The sequence below is a fragment of the Phytobacter massiliensis JC163 genome (assembly GCF_000321045.1).
Lineage (GTDB): Bacteria > Pseudomonadota > Gammaproteobacteria > Enterobacterales > Enterobacteriaceae > Phytobacter_A > Phytobacter_A massiliensis.
In genome coordinates this window covers 348,973-374,377 of record NZ_HE578945.1, presented here as the reverse complement: position 1 = coordinate 374,377, position 25,405 = coordinate 348,973, and the positions used below count along the sequence as shown (strand labels likewise).

The window sequence follows — 25,405 nt, the reverse complement described above, 5'->3', positions numbered from 1 at the left end:
CCGGGAGTCCCGGGTGCGCTGCGCTTACCCGGGCTACGCCGTTCCATGAATTCCTGTTGACTGTCAGTTACCGCCGGAGCTGCGACGCTGTAGCTGATCGCGCAGGTTAGGCGGAGTGCCTTTGATGGTGAGGGTATCGGTCGCCGGGTCCCAGAAAATGCGCTCGCCAAGCAGCATAGCGTCAAAGTTAATGGTCAGGCCGCCGCCGCTACCGGCGAATTTCGTCAGCTGACGCAGGGTACTGCGGTCGGCCGGAAAACTCTCTTCCAGCTCGTAGCCCTGGCCTGCGGTAAATTCCTCAAAACTCACTTCGCTTACGCCCGCCAGCTCTTTAGAGAGCGACGCCAGCTCAATCTCTTCCCCGGCCTGCAGCTGTTCGTTGCAGTAGGTGTAAACCTGCTGACGCACTTCCTGACGCTCCGACTTATCCAGCTGCGCCTGGGCGGTAAAGTCATCCACCGCCTGCAGCAGACCGCGGTTTTGCGCTTTCGCGTTAAGCCCTTCGCTCGCGCCGAGGAAATCCATAAAGAAATCGGAGACCTTACGCCCTACCCGCCCTTTCAGGAAGGTCAGATAGCGGCTCGATTCCGGGTTGGTTTCCCATTCGGTTAAATCAACCCGGGCGACAATATCGGCATGGTTAATGTCAAGGTAGTGCGTCGCGCTGATATCCAGCTGCTCGTTAACGCGCATGCTGCTTAAATTGTTCAGCACCGCCACCAGCAGATATTCCACCGCCAGATAGCGGTAGTGGCAGAACAGCACAATGCCGCCGTCGGCAAAAGGGTATTTCGCCAGTTCATCACGTAAGCGCCCGGTCGCCGCGCGGCTGAACGCCAGAAAATCTTCCTCGCCCTGGCGCTGAAGACGCAGCGCCTGCGCCAGTTCGCTCTCTTCATTAAACAGGCCGTAAGCCTTGCTTTTTGCGCTGTAGACCCGGTGTAATTCGCCGACCATCTCCTCTACAGGAGCGGTCGCTTCCAGCAATGAATCGCGCAGCACCAGTTCGAGGTTTTGCTCATCGCGCTTGATAAGCTGGTGCAGGGCAATCTGGTTGATGTCCAGACTCATGATAAACTCTCCTTTTAGACCGGGCGGTATTCAACCACCACCCGCGCAACAGTGCAACGCAACCGCTGATAAAAATGCGGCAAAAAAACTGTTGCTACGGTAATATGTTGCCCTTTATGAATAACTGATTTCGATTTATGCCACAAATTTCCCGCTACAGTAATGAACACGTTGAACAATTGCTCAGTGAACTGGTCAACGTGCTGGAAAAACACAAGACGCCGACCGACCTCTCCCTGATGGTGTTGGGGAACATGGTGACGAACGTGATCAATACCAGCGTGGCCCCTGCCCAGCGCCAGGCCATCGCTAACTCTTTCGCTCAGGCGTTGCAGTCTTCCATCAACGACGATAAAGCGCATTAAGGTAAACAGCGACATTTATGGTGACCCATCGTCAGCGCTACCGTGAAAAAGTCTCCCAGATGGTAAGCTGGGGGCACTGGTTTGCCCTGTTCAACATCCTGTTGTCCATGGTGATGGGTAGCCGCTATCTGTTTGTCGCTGACTGGCCAACGACGCTTGCCGGGCGGATTTATTCCTACCTGAGCGTGGTCGGCCATTTCAGCTTCCTGGTGTTCGCTACCTATCTGCTGATTTTATTCCCCCTCACCTTCGTGGTGATGTCACAGCGGCTGATGCGGATCCTGTCGTCGATACTCGCTACCGTCGGCATGACGCTGCTGCTGATCGACAGCGAAGTCTTTACCCGCTTTCACCTGCACCTGAATCCTATTGTCTGGGAGCTGGTGATAAACCCGGACCAGAACGAGATGGCGCGGGACTGGCAGCTGATGTTTATCAGCGTGCCGGTGATATTTCTTATTGAGATGCTGTTCGCCACCTGGAGCTGGCAGAAGCTGCGCAGCCTGACCCGGCGGCGGCATTTCGCCAAGCCGCTGGCCGGGCTCTTTTTTGTCGCCTTTGTCGCCACCCATGTGATGTATATCTGGGCCGATGCGAACTTCTATCGCCCCATCACCATGCAGCGGGCGAACCTGCCGCTCTCCTATCCTATGACCGCGCGCCGTTTCCTTGAGAAACACGGCCTGCTTGACGCGCAGGATTATCAGCGCCGTCTGGTGGAACAGGGCAATCCGGAAGCCGTATCGGTGCAGTATCCGCTAAGCGATTTGCGCTATGTAGATATGGGCCCGGGGCAGAACGTCCTGCTGATTACCGTCGACGGGCTCAACTATTCGCGTTACGAGAAGCAGATGCCGGCGCTGGCCAGTTTCGCCCAGCAAAACGTGACGTTTACCCAGCATATGAGCGCCAGCAACAGCGCGGACAGCGGCTACTTTGGGCTGTTTTACGGTATTTCACCGAGCTATATGGACGGCGTGCTCTCGGCGCGTATTCCGGCAGCCCTGATTACCGCGCTCAACCAGCAGGGCTATCAGCTGGGCCTCTTCTCTTCTGACGGCTTTAGTAGCGCGCTCTACCGCCAGGCCCTGCTCTCTGATTTCTCGCTGCCGACGGCCAAAAGCCAGACGGACGCGCAGACCACCGACCAGTGGATTAACTGGCTGGAACGCTACGCCCAGGAGGAGAACCGTTGGTTCTCGTGGGTCGCCCTCAACGGCACTGGCCTGCAGGACAGCAATCAGCAGAATTTTGCGCGCCGTTACGCCCGCGCGGCAACGGATGTCGATACCCAGATCAACCGCCTGCTGGAGGCGCTGCGGGCCTCCGGCAAGCTGGATAATACGGTGGTGATTATTACGGCCGGCCACGGCATGGCGGCGGAAAAAACCAGCGGTGATTTTGACTGGTCGCGTAACCGTCTGCATGTGCCGCTGGTCATCCACTGGCCCGGCACCCCGGCGCAGCGTATTAACAAGCTCACCGACCATAAAGATATTATGACGACGCTGATGCAGCGGTTGCTGCACGTCAGCACCCCGGCCAATGAATATTCTCAGGGGCAGGATCTGTTTAACGCTAACCGTCGTCATAACTGGGTGACCGCCGCCAGCAGCGATGCGCTGGCTATCACCACGCCGCAAATGACGCTGGTGCTTAACCAGAATGGCAGCTACCAGACCTGGAACGCGCAGGGTGAAAAGATCCGCGATCAAAAACCGCAGCTCAGTTTGTTATTGCAGGTTCTGACCGAGGAAAAACGATTTATCGCTAACTGATTGATTAATTATGAATCACTCAGTTACCCCTTCACTTGCATTCAGCGGTGAAACGGGTAGTATTAGCGCCACGATTCGGCACGTAGCGCAGCCTGGTAGCGCACCGTCATGGGGTGTCGGGGGTCGGAGGTTCAAATCCTCTCGTGCCGACCAAATCATTAACCGGTAAGTTGCAAAACGACTGGTAACCCCTTAAGAACCCGCATTCTCTCTGAGATTGCGGGTTTTTTAATGGCTGTAGTTATCGTCAGACTTTTTCGCACTGGCGCAACAACAAGTTGCTCCGCCTCCTGATCAATCATATCAAGCATACTTACCGACTTCGTTTCTTCCCGCCAGTTCGCAATTCCGGGTGTTTTTCAACGCCATCAGGCTGACAAAATGCCATACTTTCACCGAGGTTTACTGGCGCAGCCCCGGTTATCGTCGGGCGAGTTTAGCAAGTGGCTTGTGGACAGGCGGAAACTATGAAAAACGTCATCATCAGTATGGTTGCGAAAATTTCTAAGATGGACGCGGAAGCAAAGCAGTTAACGGCCCGGGTCGAGGCGCAGTCGCTGCTGTTAAGCGCGCTGATTCTGACGCTGGGCAAAAATGGCGGCGTGCACGAGATCGTCGAGAACGTGAAGAAAGCGATAAATACTGCAATAGACTCTGCTGACAGCCCGCTCAAGTCTGACGCGGAGATGCTGCTCAGCGAGTTTACCGATCTGCTCTCCGTAACCCAGCTGCTTGACGAGGCGGAAGGAGAAATAGATTACTCCTCTCTGAACATGCTGCTATCAGGCAATGATACAAAAGACGTGCATTAGGCTGGCATTTCAGACAGTGAGTGAGGCAATAGAAGCGTAACCCGGACGCAGCGTTTCGCCGAATCCGGGTTACGTTTTGTTTTACAGCGCGATGTCCGCCGCCGGTTCTTTATCCGCAACATGTGCTGATGAAGGTTTCAGCACCGGCGGCGTGGCGTCGGCCACGGGAGATTCGTCGCATTTCAGCCCCAGCACGCGGCTGGTGTAATGCAACTCGGCATCCGCCGCCTCGATATTGCCGTCAAGCTTCGTCCCAAGGAAAGGAATGATGTTTTTGAGCTTCGCCTGCCACTCAGCCGAGGCGAATTTCTCAGCAAAGATCTTCTCCATCAGCTCCAGCATGATGGGTGCCGCCGTCGATGCCCCGGGGGACGCGCCCAGCAGTGCGGCAATGGTGCCCTCTTTGTCGCTGACCACCTCCGTTCCCAGACGCAGCACGCCGCGCCCTTTACCGTCGCGCTTGATAACCTGCACGCGTTGTCCCGCCTGCCACAGGCGCCAGTCCTCTTTATTGGCCAGCGGATAATATTCGCGCAGGGCGTCGAAACGATCGTCGTCGTTTTGCAGCACCTGGCTGACCAGATATTTCACCAGGCTGAAGTTGGTCATGCCAACGCTGACCATGGGCAGCAGGTTGGAGCGATTAGTGGAGCGCAGCAGATCCCACAGCGAGCCATTTTTCAAAAAGCGGGTAGAGAAGGTCGCGAACGGCCCAAACAGCAGCACGCGTTTGCCATCAATGACCCGGGTGTCGATATGCGGCACCGACATTGGCGGCGCGCCCACTGACGCCTGGCCGTATACCTTCGCCAGATGGTGGTTTACCACGTCCGGATTCTCTGAAACGAGGAACTGGCCGCCCACCGGGAAGCCCGCGTAGTCCGCCGCTTCCGGGATACCGGACTCCTGTAACAGTTTCAGCGCCGCGCCGCCTGCGCCGATAAAGATAAATTTCGCTTTGATAACCCGCTCCGCCCCGCGGTTATGCAGACTGGCGATGGTGACATTCCAGCTGTTGTCCGCGTTACGTTTAATGGCGCGCACTTCGCTTCCCAGGTTCAGGGAGAAGTTCTCTTTACGCTGCAGGCTGTTAATCAGCTGGCGAGTGATCTCGCCGAAATTGACATCGGTACCGATTTCCGTGCGGGTAGCGGCGACCTTCTGCTGCGGATCGCGCCCTTCCATCACCAGCGGCGCCCAGGATCGGATCTGATCGTGACTTTCCGAATAGCGCATGCCGCGAAAAAGCGAGCTTTGCTGCAGCGCCTTGTAGCGCGCGCGCAGGAAGTTGACGTTATCGTCGCCCCATACGAGGCTCATGTGCGGCACGGTGTTGATAAACGATCGCGGGTTTTTGAGCACGCCGGTTTCAACCTGGTGCGCCCAGAACTGACGAGAGATACGAAACGCTTCGTTAATCTCAATCGCCTTTTTAATACTGATCGACCCATCCGGGTTTTGTGGGGTGTAATTGAGCTCCATCAGGGCGGCGTGGCCCGTTCCGGCGTTATTCCAGCCGTTGGAACTCTCTTCGGCAAGGGCATCCAGCCTTTCGACCATGGTGATCGACCAGTCGGGCTCCAGCTCCTGGAGGTAGGTTCCCAACGTGGCGCTCATAATCCCACCGCCGATTAAAAGCACATCCGTTTCCTGCTCTTTCGATGCGTTAGCTTTAGCTGCCGCAGAGACAGCGTTAAGCCCGACAGCCATCGAAAACAGTCTGGCAGTCATTTTTTTCATAATGTTAATGCCTTACTTTTAGTGCTGCTTTATGCATTTGTTGCGGGTATTTGGTTAGCGCATCTAACCTAGCACTTCAGGGGGAGGATTTAAATAATGTTTAAAGATTAAATAGTCATTACATAAATGTTACTAATAAGTTTAATTATTGCATTAAAAATAACCATATTTACTGGCGTAGAGCGCTGATTAAGGGTACTATTTCGCGCTTTGTCAGATACCTGTCTTCCCATCCATTTATTTATGGTTACTGCCAGTCTCACCTACTAAAAGTTATGTCAGAAAAATTAAACTGTTCTTCCGGCCGGGTCAGCGATGTGCTGCGTTCGCCGCAGCTGTTAACCCGCGAGGCGCTGGCGGGCGTCATTACCGCGCTTGCGCTTATCCCGGAGGTGATCTCCTTCTCGGTTATCGCCGGGGTTGATCCCAAAGTGAGCCTGCTGGCCTCGGTGGTGCTTTGCATAAGTATGTCTTTTCTGGGCGGTCGTCCGGCGATGGTGACCGCCGCGGCGGGCTCGGTCGCGCTGGTTATCGGCCCGATGGTACATCAGCACGGCGTCGCCTATATCCTGCCCGCCGTCGCGCTGGCGGGCGTCATTCAGATTATCTTTGGCGTCACAAAGATGGCGCGCCTGATCCGCTTTATTCCGCAGTCGGTGATGACCGGCTTCGTTAACGCGCTGGGCATCCTTATCTTCTTCGCTCAGGTGCCCCATTTCTGGAGCCGGGAGCCGCTGATTGTCGCCCTCTTCGCCCTGACGCTGCTGATTGTGATTGGCTGGCCCAGGCTCGTGAAAAGCGTGCCCGCGCCGCTGGTGGCGATCGTAGCGCTGACCTGTTTCACCGTCTTCACCGGGCAGACGCTGCCAACCGTAGGGGACGAAGGCCCGATGCAGGGCGGGCTGCCGGGCTTCACCGAGTGGCTGGTGCCGTTTAACTGGCAGACCCTGAGCATCGTCTGGCCGTGCGCGCTGAGTATCGCCTTTGTCGGCCTGCTGGAGTCGCTGCTCACCGCCCGGCTGGTGGATGACTTAACCCATACCCCTTCCAGCAAAGGCCGGGAGAGCGCCGGGTTAGGTATCGCCAATATCCTTGCCGGTTTTTACGGCGGGATTGCTGGCTGCGCGATGATCGGGCAGACCATTGTCAATGTCGAGATGGGTAAAGGGCGCAGCCGCGTATCCACGGTTGCGGCGGGTCTGGTACTGCTGTTGCTGGTCACCGCGCTGAGCGAAGTGATGGCGAAAATCCCAATGGTGGTGCTGGCAGGCATTATGGTTATCGTCGCCTGCAAGACGTTCAGCTGGCACAGCGTGCAGCCGGGCGTTCTCGCCAGCGCCCCCCTCGCCCACACCCTAGCGATGGCCGCCACCGTGGCGGCCACCATCAGCACCGGCAACCTCGCCATTGGCGTGGTGGCAGGCCTGGTGACAATAGCGATTCTGCCAGCGCGTCTGCGCAAAGCGCGCGGCGTTACAGCAGAAAAACCGTCGCCAGCCCCAGAAAAATAAAAAAGCCCCCGGTGTCGGTAATGGCGGTGATCATCACGCTGGAGCCGACCGCCGGGTCGCGCCCCAGCCGTGTCATGGTCATGGGGATAATCACCCCCATCAACGCCGCTACCAGCAGGTTAAGCACCATTGCCAGCGTCATTACGCCCCCCAGCGCCGGGTCGCTGTAGAGCAGCCAGGTGACCACCCCCATGATGCGCCCCAGATCAGTCCGTTAATCAGCGCAACCCCCATCTCACGCAGGATCAGAAAACGAAAGTTGCCCGGCTGAATGGTGCGCAGGGCCAGCCCGCGCACGATCATGGTGATGGTCTGGTTGCCGGTATTACCGCCGATCCCGGCGACGACAGGCATCAGCGACGCCAGCGCCACCAGCTGTGAAATGGTGTGCTCGAAGCCGTCAATAACGCGGGAAGCGATAAACGCGGTGCATAAGTTCACCGCCAGCCACGCCCAACGGTTTTTTACCGCTCTGGTCACCGGGGCGAAGACATCCTCTTCGGCGCTCAGCCCCCCCATCAGACGCATATCGTTATCGGTCTCTTCGTACACCACATCAATAATGTCGTCGATGGTGAGCCGCCCAAGCAGTTGCCCCTGCTGATCGATTACGGCCGCGCTGATGAGGTTGTCGCGCTCAAACGTGCGCGCGGCGTCCTCTGCCTCCTCCTGCGGTGAAAAGGCTACCGGGTCGCTGTCCATCACCTCGCTCACCAGGCAGTTGCCGCCCCGCAGCAGGATCTCCTGCAGCGCCAGCTCTCCCTGTAGCTCGCCGTCGCGGCCGGTCACAAACAGCTTATCGGTGTTGGTCGGCATTCGGCCCAGCCTGCGCAGATAGCGCTGCACGGTGGCCAGGGTCAGATCCGGGCGCACGGTGATCACCTCAAACTCCATGATCGCCCCGACGCTGTTTTTACCGTAGCGCATCACCTGACGTACGCGGGCGCGGTCTGTGGCGGGCAGCTTCGCCAGCAGGCGGCCGGTGAGGTTTCGCGGCAGATGCTGCACCAGCCAGATCCGATCGTCGATATCCAGCGTCTCCAGCGCATCGAGCAGCGCCTTGTCGCTCATCTCTTCAATCAGGTCTTCCCAGACGCTTTCGGAGGCCTCCAGCAGCACTTTGCCGCGTTTCTCATCTTCTACCAGCCGCCAGAGGGCGTGGCGCTCCTGCACCGGCAGCCCTTCCAGGGTGTCGGCAAGATCCGGCGGCGGCAGATGGGCGGCCAGCGCTTTGACTTCCGCCATATCGCTGGCGACTTTATCGGCGTCAAACTGTTCCGCCAGCGTCAGTTCGCCAAGCAGCATGGCGGTAAGCGCTTTTTCAGTGGTAAGGAGCCAGATAAGGCGGGCGCGTTCCTGGTCGCGCAGTCTCGCGCTGTGTCGTTTGCTGACGGACATGAAAAATTCCCTGCGTGTTATGAAAGCGAAGCAGGTTTAAGCATAGCGGCAGGTTTTGTAAATAATAATAAACGAGGTGGCGCAGTGGCGAAAAAACAGACTGCGCCCCGGTAATTCAGGGCGCAGGGATTCAGGCGGTGCGGGCAACCGCGTCGCGGGAGGCGAGGTCCCGCTCTTCGCCGGTAAGTTCGCTAAGCTTACCGTTGCGCATCTCCAGCAGCCGGTCGGCGTGAATGAAGTAGTGATCGTCGTGGCTGATGGCGAAAATGGTTTTACCCATCTCCTGCATCAGCGGCAGCAGCACCTGGTAGAACTCGCGGCGGAAATGCGGGTCCTGATCGGCAGCCCACTCGTCCAGCAGCAGTATGTCACGCTCCTCCGCCAGCGCCAGCAGCAGCGCCACACGCTTTTTCTGCCCTTTCGACAGCTTCAGATTGAGGATTTTACCGTCCGCCAGCTCCAGCTTGTGGGACATTTTTAGCTGGTGCAGCCACTTGTCCACCAGCGTCGGGTCTGCCTGCTGACCATCGGCTCCCAGTAGCTGGTCAAACAGCCAGACGTCGGTGAACACCGCCGAGAACAGCTTGCGGTAATCTTCCGGCTTCTCCTGCGCCAACGGCTGGCCATCAAGCAGGATCTGCCCGGATACCGGCTGGTACAGCCCGGTCAGCAGCATCGCCAGCGTGGATTTGCCGCTGCCGTTACCGCCAATGAGAAACACCAGTTCGCCGCGCTTAAGCGTGAGGTTAATCGGCCCGACGGCAAAGTTGTTGTCCTGATAATGAAACACCACGTCGCGCAGTTCCAGCGTCTGCCAGTTCGGGTAGCGCTGGGGGCGGGGAAACGCGGCGTTATAAGGGGCCAGCGAAAATTGCTTAAGCTTTCTGAACGCGACCTGGGCGCTCAACAAGGTCGGCAGCGCCCCCACCGCAGAGAGCAGCGGGGTGCGCAGGAATAACAGCATCAGCGAGTAGGTAGCGGCGACGTTGGTATCCGCCCAGCCCAGACTGTTCGCCATCCAGAAAACCAGCCCGATGGCGCCCAGCATCATAATGTTCGACCAGTTCACCGCGCTCAGGTGGAAGGTGTCGGCGCGAATAATATGGTGGCGATACTCCCTTGCGTCCGGCAGATAGTGCTTTTCAAAGATATGTTCGGCGCGTTCGCGGTTAAGGGTCAGCTCTTTGCGCCCTTCCAGCACGGTCTGGAAATCCTGATACAGCTTATCTTCGGTTTCGCGCAGGGTCGCCATATGTTTATAGACCCGGGAGACCAGCATAAACCCGCCCCAGATGGTGATCGCCATCCACAGGGCGGTGATCATCAGCATCTTGCCGGAGAGCCAGGCCAGATAAGCGGACGATCCTATTGTCAGAATGATCCCCTGCACCAGCTCCGGCAGGCGCACAAAGGCGATGGTAATATTACGCACGTCGCTGGTGAGACCGGCGAGCAGCGAGGCACTGCCCAGCTGTTCAATGCGCTCGACGGGCGTGTCGAGGATTCGCTTGATAAATTCGCTGCGCAGACGGTAGACAAAGTGATGCCCCAGGGTTGTCAGCGCCAGCTGCGAGCCGAGGGTCACCGCCATCAACAGCAGCAGCAGCCCCAGAAACTCCGGCAATACGCTAAGAGACATATCCACCGTTTCGATAAGGCGCAGGTTGATAAAAGCGATGAGTCCAATACCAAGCGCCGCGCTGACCAGCGTGAGCGCGAGAACGGCGATGAAAGGCCAGCGGTACTGCCGCCAGACCAGCAGGAGAAGTTCCATAACAAAACCCGGTCAACAAAAACAGCCAGCAGTTTAAACGGCTGACTGTTTTCATCAAGAATAATTCTTATTTTTATTCAACCTTTCGGGCCTGGCGGAACGTCAGGTTGTAGCGACAGTCACCCGTGGCCGGGTGCTGCCCTGCTTTCAACGGCAAAATACCATGATAAAACAGACGCGACGGGCCGCCCCAGACCACCACATCCCCGTGCTCCAGCATAATACGCTGTAGCGGATCGTTGCGCTTAAGGCCGCCAAACTGAAACACCGCGGGCAGGCCAAGCGAGACAGAGACAATCGGCGCGTGCAGATCCGGCTCGTCTTTATCCTGATGCAGCGACAGCTTCGCCCCCGGCGCGTAGCGGTTAATCAGGCAGGCATCGGGCTGGAAATCAGGGTAGCCAGCGGCCACCGCCGCCTGATGGCACAGCGCGCTAAACGCGGCGGGCATTGGCGGCCAGGGCGCACGGGTGAGCGGATCGGTGGCAGAATAGAGATAGCCGCGGCGGTCGGTCGTCCAGCCCACCTCGCCACAGTTAGTCATCGCCACCGACATCGTGTACCCGCCAGGGGTGACCATCTGTCGCAGCGGCGAAACGGCGGCTACCGCTTCAATAGCGCTTATCAGCGCCCCGGCCCGGGCTCTGGCAAAGCGGCGCAGCACCACCGCGCCGGGGGCGAGCGGCTCCTGCCAGGGCTCTTCTTCCGCAAACAGATCCAGCATCAGGACTCCTTATCAGACTCTTTCATTAAAAGCTGCGCCTTGCGCGCGGGGCCCCAGCGGTAGCCGGAGCGCGTCCCGTCGGCCCGCACCACCCGGTGACAGGGCACAACGATAGCCAGCTTATTGGCGGCGCAGGCGCTCGCCACGGCACGTACCGCCGCGGGCCTGCCGATACGCTCGGCCAGCGCCTGGTAGCTTACCGTCTGGCCCGGCGGGATGGCGCGGAGCGCGTTCCAGACCTGGAGCTGAAAGGCGGTACCCTGCAGATCCAACGGCAGAGTAAAAGGCGTGGCCGGGTTATCCAGATGGCGAATCACCTGCTCCACCTCTATAGCGTACGCTTCACTTCCCGGCTCGCAGAAGGCCCGGGGGAAAATGTGCCGCAGCTCCGCCAGCAGCGCCTCGTCGCTGTCGGCCAGCAAGATGGCGCAGATTCCGCGCTCGCTTTGCGCCACCAGGCAGCGGCCCAGCGAACAAGGGCTGAGCGCATAGTAAACCGTGGCGCTCTCGCCGCCATCGCGATATTGCCGCGCCGTCATCCCCAGCGCCGCATCGGCCTGACGGTAATAGCTGCTGCTGTCCGGGAAGCCTGCCGCCAGTACGGCATCGGTCACCTTCTGGCTGGCGCTAAGCGCATCGCGTAGCCGCCGGGCGCGGAAAGCGAGCTGCCAGCGTTTTGGCGTCAGCCCGGTGACGGTTTTAAACAGGCGGTGAAAATGCCAGCGGCTCATGCCAACGGCGTCGGCCAGCGCGTCGAGAGTGATGGCGCTCTCCTGCGCCAGCAGGTCGCAGGCTATTTCAACTTTCCGCAGCCGCTGCTGTTGGGGGTCGATGCTGGCAGGCTGGCAGCGTTTGCAGGGGCGAAACCCCGCCGCCAGCGCGCTGGCGACGTCGACAAAAAAGCGCACGTTGCCGCGCAGGGGTCGCCGTGACCGGCAGGAGGGACGACAGCAGATGCCGGTGGTGCGCACCGCGAAAACAAACTGGCCGTCGTAGGCGGGATCGCGTTCGCAGACCGCCTGCCAGCGCTGCTCATCGGTAAGCGGCATCGCAAAAGTTGTGGCTGTTTTCATTTCAGGCTCCTCTTTCAAGCATAGCCCTACTGTGCGCGAAAAACCGGCGGTTAAAACCCGTATTCTTGCTTTTTAATTCTGCTCGTCCAGTAAAAAAGCGGCAAACTGCGGCGACATCCAGCTCACAAACTTATCGCCCTCACGGACGATCATATAGACCGCGAGCTTCTGCTGCTCCACCACTTCCCGCGCCCTCTGCGGGCCCAGCACCATTAACCCGGTGTCCCAGGCGTCCGCCTCCAGCGCCGTGGGGGAGATAACGGTAACCGAAACAAGCTTATGGTCAATCGGGCGACCGGTCTGCGGATCGATAACGTGGGAGATGCGTTTGCCGTCCAGCTCATAATAGTTGCGATAGCTTCCTGAGGTGCTGATACCGTGGCCGTTGATATCCACCACCGCCTGCACCGCGTTTTCGCGGTCGGTGGGCTTCTGGATGGCAACCCGCCACGCGCGATCCTTACCGTTCAGTCCGCGGCTCACCAGCGCGCCGCCGACCGACACCAGATAACGGCTAATCCCCTCCTGTTCCAACAGGCGGGCCAGATGATCGGCGGCGTACCCCTCCCCTACGGTTGAAAGGTCGACAAACAGATCCGGCAGATCTTTTTGCAGGTACTGCTGCTGCGCCTCGTTAATCACCCGTAGATGCTGTAAGCCGGTGCGGGCTTTAGCGGCATTAATCTGCTGCGGGTCCGGGACGTGAAGAGGCTGTTTATCCGGCCCGAAGCCCCATAAATTGACCAGCGGGCCCACGGTAATATCCATCGCCCCACGAGTTTCCGCGCCAACACGCAGCGACACGGTAACGATATCGGCAAGCGCCGGGCTGACGGGCCACGGGGCCAGGCTGGTGGAGCGGTTGAAACGCATTAACGCCGAATCGGGTTTCCACGTTGACAGCAGCCTGTCATCGGCATCCAGACGGGCCTGAATGTTCTGCGTCAGGGTTTTTGCCCGCGCCTCGTCAATATCGACCAGGCTTACTCGCCAGGTGGTGCCCATCGTTTTGCCCGCAAGCACGGTTTGCCGCGAGGCCGGTTCGTTGTCGCAGCCGCTGAGCATCGCCAGCAGGCAGAGCAGACCAGCACGCAGTAACTTTTTCATGGTTATTTCTCTTTTATTTGTGCGCGGCAAGGTTACACCAAAAACGGCGGGGGGTGGGATGCGCAGGCGGCATAAAAAAAGGGGCCGGATGGCCCCCTGAGCAACGAGAAGTGTCTCTTAGAACTGGTAAACCAGGCCAAGGGCGACAACGTCGTCGGTGCTGATACCCGCCTGGCGGGTAAAGGTGTTTTCGTCCAGCAGGTTGATTTTGTAATCAACATAGGTGGACATGTTTTTGTTGAAGTAGTAAGTCGCGCCAACGTCGAAATATTTCAGCAGATCCTGGTCGCCGAAATCGCGGGTGCCGTTGCTTACGTCTTTACCTTTGGACTGCAGGTAGGCCAGAGACGGACGCAGGCCGAAGTCGAACTGGTACTGAGCAACCACTTCGAAGTTCTGCGCTTTATCAGCGAAGCCGTAAACGCTGCTGCCGTTCTGAGAGTCGCCGAAACGGGTGGCGTTATAAGTCTGGGTGTACTGCGCCGCCAGGTAAACGTTGTTCGCGTCATATTTCAGGCCGCCGCTGTACACTTCTGCGCGATCGCCATGGCCGTAGATGCCAGCGTCGTTCTGGTCAGCTGTACGTTTAGAGCTGGACATTGCGCCTGCTACGCTGAAGCCTTCGCCCAGATCGTAGGAGAGGGACATACCGTAGCCGTCGCCGTTCTGGTTCAGGGTGCTGCGGCCGCCATCGGTGTTGTTTTCGCCGCTGACGCTGCCGTTTTTACCCTGGTACTGCAGGGCAAAGTTCAGGCCGTCAACCAGGCCGAAGAAATCGGTGTTGCGGTAGGTAGCAACGCCGTTAGCACGGGATTGCATGAAGTTGTCTGCACCGTAGGTGTCGCCGCCGAATTCCGGCAGAACGTCGGTCCAGGAGGTAACGTCATAGTTGATGCCGTAGTTACGACCATAGTCGAAGGAGCCTGCATCGCCAACGCGCAGACCGGCAAACGCCAGACGGGTCCAGGCCTGATCGCTTGAGCCTTCGGTATCGTTCGCCTGAACGTTGTATTCCCACTGGCCGTAGCCGGTGATCTGGTCGTTGACCTGAGTTTCGCCTTTAAAACCGAAACGCAGGTAAGTCTGGTCGCCGTCCGGGCCGTCGTCATTGGAGAAATAGTGCAGGCCGTCGACTTTACCGTATAAATCTAATTTGTTGCCGTCTTTGTTATAAATTTCTGCCGCATTCGCTGCGCCTGCTACCAGCAGTGCTGGTACCAGGAGGGACAGTACTTTAACTTTCATGTTATTAACCCTCTGTTATATGCGTTTTTATAGCCACTGCTCACTGATCAATCCTCTAATCAGTCCGCTGGTTCCATTTTCCTTAAAAATACAGAATAATCCAATACGAATATGATACGAAAACTTTGAAGATGTTTCATATTTCATGCAAGGTGTTTCAATTTGTAAAATTGAGGGAACTTTTTTTAGCACAAATAGTTAATTGGCAGAGCATTGAAAATCAAAAAATAATATAAATACATTAATTTTCAGCGAGTTACATTTAAAAAATGTTTTTAGCACTGAATGCAAAACCGCGCTAGCCAATCGCAACTAATATAAACATCGCTATCATCATTAACTTTATTTATTACCGTCATTCGATTCTGAATGTCTGTTTACCCCAATTACGACCGAATGCCTGGCATTCGGTTTTTTTTGCCGTCACGTCTGTAGCGCAAGCATTAACCGGTTCGCTAATCATTTTGTAATGGATATTAATTAAACAATTTCCATGCCAGAAAAGCGCTACTTTTTTAAGCTTATTCTTATTTTCTTGATAATAAGTGCGCTTTTTCGTAGCGAAACGCTAAATATTTCCGCCTTTCCTGACCAGCAAACGGCGCTCACCCGTTTCGTCATTGAGCTGATTTTTATCTGCACCTCGGGCTTTCTGGCGCAACGAGAGTCTGGAAATTCACTCATTACCCGATATACTGCCTGCTGTGCACTGCTCTGCAACATAACATCTACAGGACCGCCACGACCGCTGGAGGCTCTTAAGGCACGGCAGCAACATTGTCTCAGCGCGGGTGCTGAGTTTTCTTTTGCAGTGTTGTCATTACGGGTTACACACACGAATGAGTCGAAAAGACACCGCCATCCCAGGCAAATTTTCTTTAATACCGGGCAACATTACCCGTTTCTTCCTGCTGTTGATTATCGTCCTGCTGGTGACGATGGGAGTGATGGTGCAAAGTGCGGTCAACGCCTGGCTTAAAGATAAAAGCTATCAGGTTGTCGATATCACCCATGCCATCCACAAACGCATCGATACCTGGCGCTACGCCACCTGGCAAATTTACGACAACATTGCCGCCGCAACGTCCACCGGCGCCAGCGATGGCCTGCAGGAGACGCGCCTTAAGCAGGATGTTTACTATCTGGAGAAGCCCCGCCGCAAGACGGAAGCGCTTATTTTCGGCTCCCATGATAGCTCCACGCTGGAGATGACCCAGCGTATTTCCACCTATCTTGATACCCTGTGGGGCGCAGAGACGGTTCCGTGGTCGATGTATTACCTCAACGGCCAGGATAACAGCATGATTCTGGTCTCTACCCTGCCGCTGAAAGATCTCTCGTCCGGGTTTAAAGAGTCCACTATCGGCAACATCGTGGATTCCCGCCGCGCGGAGATGCTGCAGCAGGCGAACGCGCTGGATGAGCGGGAGAGTTTCTCGGCGCTGCGCCGCCTTGCCTGGCAGAACGGGCACTACTTCACCCTGCGCACTACCTTCAATCAGCCGGGGCACCTGGCGACTGTGGTTGCCTTTGATCTGCCCATCAACGATCTGATTCCGCCAGGCATGCCGCTGGAGAGCTTCCGGCTTGATGCTGATACCACCCAGAACAGCGTGCGCGCTTCTGATAAAGAGAGCGCGGATAGCGTCACCATTAATTTCAACAGCTCGAAAATCGAAATCGCTTCGCCGCTCAACTCCACCGGCCTGCGGCTGGTCTGGCAGGTTCCTTTCGGTACCCTGCTGCTGGATACGCTGCAAAATATCCTTCTGCCGCTGTTGTTGAATATTGGCCTACTGGCGCTGGCGCTGTTTGGCTTTACCACTTTTCGCCATCAGCCGGGGCGACAGAGCGACAATCTCGCGCCTGCGGGTAACAGCAACGAACTGCGGATGATGCGGGCCTTCAATGAAGAGATTGTCTCCCTGCTGCCGCTGGGGCTGCTGGTACACGACCAGGAGTCGAATCGCACCGTGCTCAGTAATAAAATTGCCGACCACCTGCTCCCGCACCTGAATCTGCAAAACATCACCGCGATGGCCGACCAGCATCAGGGGGTCATTCAGGCGACAATCAATAATGAGCTGTATGAAATTCGCCAGTTCCGAAGCCAGGTAGCGTCGCGCACGCAGATCTTTATCATCCGCGATCAGGACCGCGAAGTGCTGGTCAATAAAAAGCTTAAGCAGGCTCAGCGCCTGTATGAGAAAAACCAGCAGGGGCGCGCGGCGTTTATGCACCATATCGCCGAGGCGCTAAAGCAGCCGGTGAAAGCGCTGGCGGACCAGGCCGCCGCGCTGGGCGAGAAAGAGACCAACCTGCTGGCGGACCGCGCTGAATCCATCGCCCGTCTGGTGGATGAAATTCAGCTGGCGAATATGCTGGAGAATGACAGCTGGAAGGGGCAGTCTACCCTGTTCTCGATTCAGGACCTTATTGACGAAGTGGTGCCGCAGGTGCTGCCGATCATCAAGCGTAAAGGGCTACAGTTGCTCATCAACAACCATCTGCCTGGTAAAGAGGAGCGGCACGGCGACCGCGAGGCGCTTAAACGTATTCTGCTTTTATTGATTCAGTACGCGGTAACCACCACGCAAATTGGTAAAATCACGCTCGAAGTCAATAAAGATGAGTCGGCGGATGACAGACTCACCTTCCGCATTCTCGACACCGGCAACGGCGTGAGTAATAGCGAGATCGACAATCTGCACTTCCCGTTCCTGAACGCCACCCAGGGCGATCAGTTTGGTAAGGCCGACGCCCTCACCTTCTGGCTTTGCGACCAGCTGGCGCGCAAACTGGGCGGGCATCTGAATATCAAAGCGCGGGAAGAGTTGGGCACGCGCTATTCGCTGCACGTGAAGATGGCGGCCAATTCGCAGGCGGAAGAAGAAGAAGAGAAATTACTGGACGACGTGGTGGCGATGATCGACATCACCTCAAGCGATATACGCAATATCGTGGTTCGCCAGCTTGAGAGCTGGGGAGCAAGTTGTATTTCGCCGGATGAAAGATTATTAAGTCAAGAATACGATCTGTATTTAACCGATAATCCGTCTAATCTTACATCCTCAGGGTTGCTTTTAAGCGATGATGAGGCAGGCGTGCGCAAAATTGGCCCCGGTCAGTTGCGCGTCAACTTTAATATGAGCAATGCAATGCAGGAGGCAATATTGCAGCTCATTGAAGAGCAGCTGGCGCAGGAAGAGGTGGTAGAGTCGCCGTTAGGGGGCGATGAAAATGCCGAACTTCACGCCAGCGGCTATTATGCGCTGTTTGTCGATACAGTTCCCGATGATGTTAAGAGGTTGTATACTGAATCGGCAACAAGCGATTTCGCTGCACTGGCTCAGACAGCACACCGCCTGAAAGGGGTGTTTGCCATGCTTAATCTGGTTCCTGGTAAGCAGTTATGTGAAACGCTGGAGCATTTAATCCGTGAGAAAGATGCACCAGGCATAGAAAATTACATCAGCGACATTGACGCTTACGTCAAGAGCTTGCTGTAGCAAGGTAGCCTTATACATGAACAATATGAACGTAATTATTGCCGATGACCATCCGATTGTACTGTTCGGTATTCGTAAGTCACTCGAACAAATCGAATGGGTTAATGTAGTCGGCGAATTTGAAGACTCTACAGCACTCATCAATAATCTGCCGAAACTGGATGCGCATGTTTTAATCACCGATCTCTCCATGCCAGGCGATAAGTACGGTGACGGCATTACGCTAATCAAGTACATTAAGCGTCATTTCCCTAATCTGTCGATTATTGTCCTGACGATGAATAACAACCCGGCTATCCTCAGCGCCGTTCTCGACCTGGATATCGAAGGGATCGTCCTCAAACAGGGCGCGCCGACCGACCTGCCGAAAGCGCTGGCCGCCTTGCAGAAAGGCAAGAAATTCACGCCGGAAAGCGTCTCCCGCCTGCTGGAAAAAATCAGCGCGGGCGGCTATGGCGATAAACGCCTGTCGCCGAAAGAGAGTGAAGTGCTGCGTCTGTTTGCAGAAGGCTTCCTCGTCACCGAGATCGCCAAAAAGCTCAACCGCAGCATTAAGACCATCAGTAGCCAGAAGAAATCGGCGATGATGAAACTGGGGGTGGATAACGATATCGCCCTGCTGAATTACCTCTCCTCGGTCACGCTGACCCAGACGGAAAAAGAGTAATTCCCTCAACCCCGGCGCCGCCGGGGTTGTTTTTTATACCCGCTCTTTCCTGACCCGCGCGCTGTAGTGCGCCAGCGTCTGTTTCAGAATATCCAGCGTTACCGGCTTCGACAGACAGCTATCCATCCCCGACTCCAGACAACGCTGTTTCTCTTCTGCCAGCGCGTTCGCCGTAACGCCAATAACCGGCAGCGTCAGCCCCAGTTCCCGAATGCGCCGCGTCAGGCGATAACCATCCATATTCGGCATGTTGACGTCGCTCAGCACGATATCTATGGCGTTTTTGCTCATCACGTTCAGGGCGTCGACGCCATCGTTAGCCGTTTTACACTGATAGCCCAGCGAGCCAAGCTGGTCCGCCAGCAGGCGGCGGTTGATAGGATGGTCATCCACCACCAGAATCAGCATGTCGTCGTTACGGATTTCGACATTTTCCGTCAGCGGCAGAGCGGCGCTCACCTCCGGCACCGTCACCTCCACGCGATAGATGCGCCCCAGAATGGCGATAAGATCGTGCGGCGCGGAGAGGCTCATCATCCATTCGCCCGGCGCGCGCTCCAGCGGAATACCGATATGGCGACGGCAGAAGAGCACCGCCGCGCGGCCGCTCCACTCCGCAGGCAGATCATCGTCGGTAATAAACGTATCCTGCGCGCCAAGCGGCCGGCCGTCGTAACGCCGCGCCTGGATGCCATTATGCGTTAGCAGGGTTTCCAGATAGCTACACAAGAAAGCGTTACGCACCGCCAGCCAGCAGCAGGTGTTGGCCAGGCCGTCAACATCCACCGGCGTCGGCGTCACGGCGCTGTAAAGCGGAATACGGATGGTGAACTGGCTGCCCATGCCCGGCTCGGTATCCACGGCGATATCGCCGTCCATCATGTTGACCAGCTTTTCACAGATTGCCAGCCCCAGCCCGGTGCCCTGGAAGTTGCGCTGTACCCCCGTCCCCACCTGGAAGAACGGATCGAACAAGCGCACCACTTCTTTGCCGGGAATACCGACGCCGGTATCACGAACACGAATGCTGAGATAGTGCTCGTCCCGCCGGACATGTAGCATAATGCAGCCCATATCGGTGAACTTAATCGCATTGCTTAACAGGTTCGAGATGACCTGCTGCAGACGCATAGGGTCACCGTGCAGGGTCGCCGGGACATCCGGCTCGATAAAGCAGTACAGCCCCAGCTGTTTACGCACCACCAGCGGCGCGTAGTTGCCGGTAATATGGCTCATCACCTCCCGCGGCGAGAATTCGCGCGGCTCGATTTTGAGCTGCTCGGATTCAATTTTCGAGAAGTCGAGAATATCGCTGATGATTTTTAGCAGCAGGCTGGAGGAGTTGTTCATGGCGGTGACCAGCCTGTCCACCCCTTTCGGCAGCTCTTTAGTTTGCAGCAAATCAAGGTTACCGATAATCCCGTACAGCGGCGTGCGCAGCTCATGGCTGACCGTTGCCAGGAACATCGACTTCGACTGGCTCGCCTGTTCGGCGGCCTGCGCCATCTCCTGCAGCGACTCCTCCATCTTCACACGGGCGGAGACATCCACCAGCACGCAAATCGCTACGTTTTCATTGCGATAGCGCGAGTGAACGAAGCTTATCTGCAAATTGGTGTTATTGCTGGTCAGGACATCCACGAAGTTCACCTGCTGCCCGCAGATAATCTGCGTCAGGCGCTGTCTGTCTTCGTGGGTCAGCATATTCAGGTAGTTATGCGCCAGTTCATTACTCAGGATGTTGGTGCCGTCCTGGGTGCGCAGAATGCAGATCCCCACCGGCGCGGAGGCGACAATTTTGCGGTTAAACTGCTCATGCTCCTCCAGACGCTGGGCGTCCGATTCGGCGGGAATGAAAATCCGCCGCTCGTACATGCGCGCCAGCATAAAGAGCGCCACCCCAACCAGAATATTCAGCAGTACGGCGTTGAGGATCAGCATGCGAATACGCTCAAGCACCAGATCCACCGGCACCGAGTAGACGATACTCAGCGACGACGGCGGCATACTCTTCTTAAGTACAAGATCGTGAAAGCCTGAGGTGTAGCCGAACCAGGTGCGGGTCTGCAGCCAGCGCGGGTCGATATCGATACGGTTTTCCGGGCTGGTCATCGAAACCAGCACGTGGCCGCTTTCATCCAGCACGGTCACGCCCAGCGGCAGCGTACCGGCGGTAAAGAAGTTGTCCATGCGGATGGACTGCTCCGTACCCAGCAGCGCCTGCAGGCGGTTGCCCAGGTATACCGGCGTCAGGGCATAAAAATAGCCGACGCCCGGACGCGGCCCCTGCATCATCCAGTAGAGGTTATTGCCGCGCTCTTCCTGCGGCGCATCGCGGTATTTCAGGATACGCTCATGCAGGTTTTTTAGCGCATCGTCTCGCTCAACGGGAAGGTCGCGCAGACCGAAATCCGCCACGCAGAGGTTTTCGCTGCCGATAAGGAACACGCGGTTCAGGTCATAGGCGGCGGAGAAGTTATCGCGCCAGTAGCGCATAAACCAGGCCAGCGACTCCAGCGACCCGCGCCAGGCGCCGTCCATACGCGAGCAATCCGAATCCGGGAACAGCGGCTGGAATTCAGGCACGTCATTTTTCGAGCTTAAGCTGCGCGAGGCCAGAATACCGTTTTCCGCCGTCAGACGATTCTCAGCGATGTATTTCAGCTCCTTCATAACGTCTGAGGTGCGCTGAATATACCGCTGGGCCTGGTCGGCGCTGATATTAATCTCCTGACGAATCTCCATCTCTTTATCGCGCAGCGCGGTAGCGATATAGAACACCGAAAACAGGGCGATCAATAACCAGAGCACCAGCGCCAGCGCGCGAAAAAGATAACGCGAGACTTTCAGCGTATTACGAAAAGAGACGAGGTATTTCAACCTGGGGAGACTCCGCCATGAGGATAGAAAAAGGGTGATTGTAAAGTAGCGGTAAAATGCCGGTGCCGCAATGGCAATAAGAAAGGGCCGGCGAACCGGCCCTCTACAGACAACTTACTCTTCGGCGTCGTCTGAGCCGTTATCGTCAACTTCCGGGGCGATTTCATCCTCCCCTTCCGCGACGGTGCCGTCAATGGCATCGAGCTCTTCGTCGTCCACCGGCTCCGCAACGCGTTGCAGACCGACTACGTTTTCATCTTCCGCGGTGCGGATGAGGATAACGCCCTGAGTGTTACGACCCACCACGCTTATTTCCGAAACGCGGGTGCGCACCAGCGTCCCGGCATCGGTAATCATCATGATCTGGTCGCTATCGGTCACCTGCACCGCGCCGACAACGGAACCGTTGCGCTCGGTCACTTTGATGGAGATAACGCCCTGGGTGCCGCGTGATTTGGTCGGATACTCCGTCTCAGCGGTACGTTTACCGTAGCCGTTTTGGGTAACGGTCAGGATCGCCCCTTCACCGCGCGGCACGATAAGCGAAACGACTTTATCTTCGCCCGCCAACTTGATACCGCGAACGCCGGTGGCGGTACGGCCCATGGCGCGAACGGCATCTTCTTTAAAGCGCACCACTTTACCCGCCGCAGAGAAGAGCATCACCTCGTCTTTGCCGCAGGTCAGATCCACACCGATCAGCTCGTCGCCTTCGTTAAGGTTGACGGCGATGATCCCGGCGGAGCGCGGGCGGCTGAATTCGGTCAGCGCGGTTTTCTTCACCGTGCCGCTGGCGGTCGCCATAAAGACGTTGACGCCCTCTTCGTACTCGCGGACCGGTAGGATAGCGGTGATACGTTCGTTCGCTTCCAGCGGCAGCAGGTTGACGATGGGGCGGCCACGCGCGCCGCGGCTCGCTTCCGGCAACTGATAGACCTTCATCCAGTACAGACGGCCCCGGCTGGAGAAGCAGAGGATGGTGTCGTGAGTGTTAGCCACCAGCAGACGGTCGATAAAGTCTTCTTCTTTGATACGCGCGGCGGATTTACCTTTCCCGCCGCGACGCTGCGCTTCGTAATCGGTCAGCGGCTGGTACTTCACGTAGCCCTGATGCGACAGCGTTACAACCACATCTTCCTGGTTGATCAGATCTTCGATATTGATATCGGCGCTGTTGGCGGTGATTTCGGTGCGACGCGCGTCGCCAAACTGTTCGCGAACCAGCTCCAGCTCTTCACGAATCACTTCCATCAGGCGGTCCGCGCTACCGAGGATATGCAGCAGCTCGGCAATCTGCTCCAGCAGCTCTTTGTACTCGTCGAGCAGTTTTTCGTGCTCAAGGCCGGTCAGCTTCTGCAAACGCAGATCGAGGATCGCCTGCGCCTGCTGTTCGGTCAGGTAGTACTTACCGTCGCGGATACCAAACTCCGGCTCCAGCCACTCAGGACGAGCGGCGTCATCACCGGCACGCTCCAGCATGGCGGAGACGTTACCCAGGTCCCAGGGCTGCGCAATCAGGCCAGCTTTCGCTTCCGCCGGGGTCGGCGCGCGACGAATCAGCTCGATAATCGGGTCGATATTGGCCAGCGCAACCGCCAGCGCTTCAAGGATGTGCGCGCGGTCGCGGGCTTTACGCAGTTCGAAAATGGTGCGGCGGGTTACCACCTCGCGGCGGTGACGCACGAACGCGCTCAGGATGTCTTTCAGGTTCATGATCTTCGGCTGACCATGGTGCAGCGCAACCATGTTAATACCGAAGGAGACCTGCAGCTGAGTCAGGGAGTAAAGGTTATTAAGCACCACTTCCCCTACCGCGTCGCGTTTGACTTCAATGACGATACGCATACCGTCTTTGTCGGACTCGTCGCGCAGCGCGCTGATGCCTTCAACGCGTTTCTCTTTAACCAGCTCGGCGATTTTCTCGATCAGGCGGGCTTTGTTCACCTGATAGGGAATTTCGTGCACGATAATGGTTTCGCGGCCGGTTTTCGCGTCGGCTTCTACTTCCGCACGGGCGCGAATGTAGACCTTGCCGCGGCCGGTACGATAGGCTTCTTCAATGCCGCGACGGCCATTAATAATGGCGGCGGTAGGGAAATCAGGCCCCGGAATATGTTCCATCAGCCCTTCAACGCTGATGTCTTCATTCTCAATGTAGGCCAGGCAGCCGTTGATCACTTCCGTCAGGTTATGCGGCGGAATGTTGGTCGCCATCCCGACGGCAATACCGGAAGAACCGTTCACCAGCAGGTTTGGGATCTTGGTAGGCATTACATCAGGGATTTTTTCCGTACCGTCGTAGTTATCGACGTAATCAACGGTCTCTTTTTCCAGATCGGCCATCAGCTCATGGGCGATCTTCGCCAGACGGATTTCGGTATAACGCATCGCCGCGGCGGAGTCGCCGTCGATGGAACCGAAGTTGCCCTGGCCATCTACCAGCATATAGCGCAGCGAAAACGGCTGGGCCATACGTACAATGGTGTCATACACCGCGGAATCACCGTGGGGGTGGTATTTACCGATTACGTCACCAACGACACGGGCAGACTTTTTATAGGCTTTGTTCCAGTCATTGCCCAATACGTTCATGGCGTAAAGTACGCGACGGTGAACCGGTTTTAACCCATCGCGGACGTCTGGCAGCGCACGGCCAACAATGACCGACATGGCATAATCCAGATAGGAGCTCTTAAGCTCTTCCTCGATGTTAACCGGTGTAATTTCTCTCGCAAGGTCGCTCATCTAACCGCTATCCCTCTACTGTATCCCGGATTCAAAGGTCGCAAATTATAACACAACCGTAATGAATCAGGTAAACGGAAAGACCCCGCCGGACGCTTTATTCGCGCTTGCGGACTGTTATACTCATTCGTCTTGCTAAAAAAGGAGTCATTGTGCCCATGAATGCCGAAAAATCCTCGGTTGCTCAAAACGTTGACCAGGCTGAAATTGCCAAATTTGAAGCGGTCGCCTCTCGCTGGTGGGACCCGGAGGGGGAGTTTAAACCCCTGCATCGCATTAACCCGCTGCGCCTGGGCTACATTGCGGAGCGCGCCGACGGTCTGTTCGGGAAAAAGGTGCTGGATGTCGGCTGCGGCGGCGGCATTCTGGCCGAGAGCATGGCGCGCGAAGGGGCGACGGTCACCGGGCTGGATATGGGCTTTGAGCCGCTGCAGGTCGCCCGGCTGCATGCGCTGGAGTCCGGTGTCAGCGTTGACTACGTGCAGGAGACGGTGGAAGAGCACGCGGCGAAATTCCCCCATGCCTATGACGTGGTAACCTGCATGGAGATGCTGGAGCACGTCCCCGACCCGTTTTCGGTGGTGCAAGCCTGCGCCAGGCTGGTGAAGCCCGGCGGCCACGTCTTCTTTTCCACCATCAACCGCAACGGCAAAGCGTGGCTGATGGCTATCGTCGGCGCGGAATATGTGCTGCGCATGGTGCCAAAAGGCACCCACGACGTGAAGAAGTTCATCAAACCGGCGGAACTGTTAAACTGGGTAGACGCCAGCGGCCTGCGGGAACGTCATATCATCGGCCTGCACTACAATCCGTTGCTCAACACGTTCAGGCTCGCCCCTGGGGTGGATGTTAATTATATGCTGCACACCAGCGCAAAAAATGGCGAAGGTCATCAATAATTCTTATAAAGGTTGCGCGACTTCAGGTTGCGCAACATCCCGTCTCGTTGAAGAAATCAGCACTCGATCAAATTTTGATTTTTTTTTGCAGAATATTGACATGCCTT

Annotated in this window: 16 protein-coding genes, 1 tRNA gene and 1 pseudogene; 8 read left to right on the top strand and 10 right to left on the bottom strand. The window is 56.8% G+C overall.

Annotated elements, in window-relative coordinates:
- Positions 1-63: 63 nt before the first annotated feature.
- Entirely contained in the window at positions 64-1,071 is a 1,008-nt protein-coding gene (gene yejK / locus ENTHG_RS01985) for a nucleoid-associated protein YejK (RefSeq protein ID WP_044172940.1), read from the bottom strand.
- A 137-nt stretch (positions 1,072-1,208) separates the two neighbouring features.
- On the opposite strand from yejK, the gene ENTHG_RS01980 reads away from it, so the two are divergent.
- The 4 genes from ENTHG_RS01980 (at position 1,209) to iraP (ending at position 4,026) form a co-directional block, all read left to right on the top strand.
- Positions 1,209-1,436, top strand: coding sequence for a YejL family protein (locus ENTHG_RS01980; protein WP_044172937.1), 228 nt, complete (start codon positions 1,209-1,211; stop codon positions 1,434-1,436).
- Between the two features lie 17 nt (positions 1,437-1,453).
- Complete coding sequence (gene yejM / locus ENTHG_RS01975; protein WP_044172934.1) at positions 1,454-3,214, top strand: LPS biosynthesis-modulating metalloenzyme YejM; 1,761 nt, start codon at positions 1,454-1,456, stop codon at positions 3,212-3,214.
- 76 nt (positions 3,215-3,290) lie between these two features.
- Positions 3,291-3,367, top strand: a tRNA-Pro gene (locus ENTHG_RS01970).
- A gap of 314 nt (positions 3,368-3,681) precedes the next feature.
- Positions 3,682-4,026, top strand: coding sequence for an anti-adapter protein IraP (gene iraP, locus ENTHG_RS01965; protein WP_044172932.1), 345 nt, complete (start codon positions 3,682-3,684; stop codon positions 4,024-4,026).
- An 81-nt stretch (positions 4,027-4,107) separates the two neighbouring features.
- Here iraP and mqo read toward each other — a convergent pair whose 3' ends face one another.
- Complete coding sequence (gene mqo, locus ENTHG_RS01960) at positions 4,108-5,766, bottom strand: malate dehydrogenase (quinone) (RefSeq protein WP_044172929.1); 1,659 nt, start codon at positions 5,764-5,766, stop codon at positions 4,108-4,110.
- Positions 5,767-6,041: 275 nt separating this feature from the next.
- Between mqo and ENTHG_RS01955 the strand changes: the two genes are divergently transcribed.
- Complete coding sequence (locus ENTHG_RS01955) at positions 6,042-7,277, top strand: SulP family inorganic anion transporter (protein ID WP_044172926.1); 1,236 nt, start codon at positions 6,042-6,044, stop codon at positions 7,275-7,277.
- Here ENTHG_RS01955 and mgtE read toward each other — a convergent pair.
- The 6 genes and pseudogenes from mgtE to ENTHG_RS01925 form a co-directional block, all read right to left on the bottom strand.
- Positions 7,240-8,675: pseudogene (gene mgtE, locus ENTHG_RS01950) on the bottom strand (magnesium transporter). The gene ENTHG_RS01955 and the pseudogene mgtE overlap by 38 nt on opposite strands.
- Positions 8,676-8,805: 130 nt before the next feature.
- Complete coding sequence (locus tag ENTHG_RS01945; protein ID WP_044172923.1) at positions 8,806-10,449, bottom strand: multidrug ABC transporter permease/ATP-binding protein; 1,644 nt, start codon at positions 10,447-10,449, stop codon at positions 8,806-8,808.
- Positions 10,450-10,522: 73 nt separating this feature from the next.
- A complete protein-coding gene (gene alkB, locus ENTHG_RS01940; RefSeq protein ID WP_044172920.1) occupies positions 10,523-11,173 on the bottom strand; it encodes a DNA oxidative demethylase AlkB in 651 nt (216 codons plus the stop codon).
- Complete coding sequence (gene ada / locus ENTHG_RS01935) at positions 11,173-12,246, bottom strand: bifunctional DNA-binding transcriptional regulator/O6-methylguanine-DNA methyltransferase Ada (protein ID WP_044172917.1); 1,074 nt, start codon at positions 12,244-12,246, stop codon at positions 11,173-11,175. The genes alkB and ada overlap by 1 nt, the downstream gene beginning before the upstream one ends.
- Before the next feature lie 72 nt (positions 12,247-12,318).
- The gene (apbE, locus tag ENTHG_RS01930) at positions 12,319-13,353 is read right to left on the bottom strand and encodes an FAD:protein FMN transferase ApbE (protein ID WP_071825787.1); all 1,035 of its coding nucleotides are present in this window, start codon (positions 13,351-13,353) and stop codon (positions 12,319-12,321) included.
- 117 nt (positions 13,354-13,470) lie between these two features.
- Positions 13,471-14,598: a porin OmpC gene (locus ENTHG_RS01925; protein WP_044172914.1), complete on the bottom strand. Its 1,128-nt coding sequence runs from the start codon at positions 14,596-14,598 to the stop codon at positions 13,471-13,473.
- Positions 14,599-15,437: 839 nt separating this feature from the next.
- On the opposite strand from ENTHG_RS01925, the gene rcsD reads away from it, so the two are divergent.
- A complete protein-coding gene (gene rcsD, locus ENTHG_RS01920) occupies positions 15,438-18,107 on the top strand; it encodes a phosphotransferase RcsD (RefSeq protein WP_044172911.1) in 2,670 nt (889 codons plus the stop codon).
- Between the two features lie 16 nt (positions 18,108-18,123).
- Entirely contained in the window at positions 18,124-18,774 is a 651-nt protein-coding gene (gene rcsB / locus ENTHG_RS01915) for a response regulator transcription factor RcsB (protein ID WP_044172907.1), read from the top strand.
- Positions 18,775-18,807: 33 nt separating this feature from the next.
- On the opposite strand, the gene rcsC is transcribed toward rcsB, so the two are convergent.
- Together rcsC and gyrA are read right to left on the bottom strand one after the other, a co-directional pair.
- Positions 18,808-21,654, bottom strand: a complete 2,847-nt coding sequence (gene rcsC, locus ENTHG_RS01910; protein WP_044172904.1) for a two-component system sensor histidine kinase RcsC — start codon at positions 21,652-21,654, stop codon at positions 18,808-18,810.
- Between the two features lie 114 nt (positions 21,655-21,768).
- Positions 21,769-24,399 carry a DNA topoisomerase (ATP-hydrolyzing) subunit A gene (gene gyrA, locus ENTHG_RS01905; RefSeq protein WP_044172902.1) on the bottom strand — a complete coding sequence of 877 codons (2,631 nt, stop codon included), beginning with the start codon at positions 24,397-24,399 and terminating at the stop codon, positions 21,769-21,771.
- Positions 24,400-24,557: 158 nt separating this feature from the next.
- Between gyrA and ubiG the strand changes: the two genes are divergently transcribed.
- Positions 24,558-25,298: a bifunctional 2-polyprenyl-6-hydroxyphenol methylase/3-demethylubiquinol 3-O-methyltransferase UbiG gene (ubiG, locus tag ENTHG_RS01900; protein ID WP_044172899.1), complete on the top strand. Its 741-nt coding sequence runs from the start codon at positions 24,558-24,560 to the stop codon at positions 25,296-25,298.
- Positions 25,299-25,405 lie beyond the last annotated feature (107 nt).

Bases quoted from the DNA above. Each gene is read 5' to 3' on its own strand.
- iraP (WP_044172932.1), top strand. From the start codon at position 3,682: ATGAAAAACGTCATCATCAGTATGGTTGCGAAAATTTCTAAGATGGAC.
- ENTHG_RS01945 (WP_044172923.1), bottom strand. From the start codon at position 10,449: ATGGAACTTCTCCTGCTGGTCTGGCGGCAGTACCGCTGGCCTTTCATC.
- alkB (WP_044172920.1), bottom strand. From the start codon at position 11,173: ATGCTGGATCTGTTTGCGGAAGAAGAGCCCTGGCAGGAGCCGCTCGCC.
- ENTHG_RS01955 (WP_044172926.1), top strand. From the start codon at position 6,042: ATGTCAGAAAAATTAAACTGTTCTTCCGGCCGGGTCAGCGATGTGCTG.
- gyrA (WP_044172902.1), bottom strand. From the start codon at position 24,399: ATGAGCGACCTTGCGAGAGAAATTACACCGGTTAACATCGAGGAAGAG.
- yejM (WP_044172934.1), top strand. From the start codon at position 1,454: ATGGTGACCCATCGTCAGCGCTACCGTGAAAAAGTCTCCCAGATGGTA.
- ENTHG_RS01980 (WP_044172937.1), top strand. From the start codon at position 1,209: ATGCCACAAATTTCCCGCTACAGTAATGAACACGTTGAACAATTGCTC.
- ada (WP_044172917.1), bottom strand. From the start codon at position 12,246: ATGAAAACAGCCACAACTTTTGCGATGCCGCTTACCGATGAGCAGCGC.
- rcsD (WP_044172911.1), top strand. From the start codon at position 15,438: ATGAGTCGAAAAGACACCGCCATCCCAGGCAAATTTTCTTTAATACCG.
- yejK (WP_044172940.1), bottom strand. From the start codon at position 1,071: ATGAGTCTGGACATCAACCAGATTGCCCTGCACCAGCTTATCAAGCGC.
- apbE (WP_071825787.1), bottom strand. From the start codon at position 13,353: ATGAAAAAGTTACTGCGTGCTGGTCTGCTCTGCCTGCTGGCGATGCTC.
- mqo (WP_044172929.1), bottom strand. From the start codon at position 5,766: ATGAAAAAAATGACTGCCAGACTGTTTTCGATGGCTGTCGGGCTTAAC.
- ENTHG_RS01925 (WP_044172914.1), bottom strand. From the start codon at position 14,598: ATGAAAGTTAAAGTACTGTCCCTCCTGGTACCAGCACTGCTGGTAGCA.
- rcsB (WP_044172907.1), top strand. From the start codon at position 18,124: ATGAACAATATGAACGTAATTATTGCCGATGACCATCCGATTGTACTG.
- ubiG (WP_044172899.1), top strand. From the start codon at position 24,558: ATGAATGCCGAAAAATCCTCGGTTGCTCAAAACGTTGACCAGGCTGAA.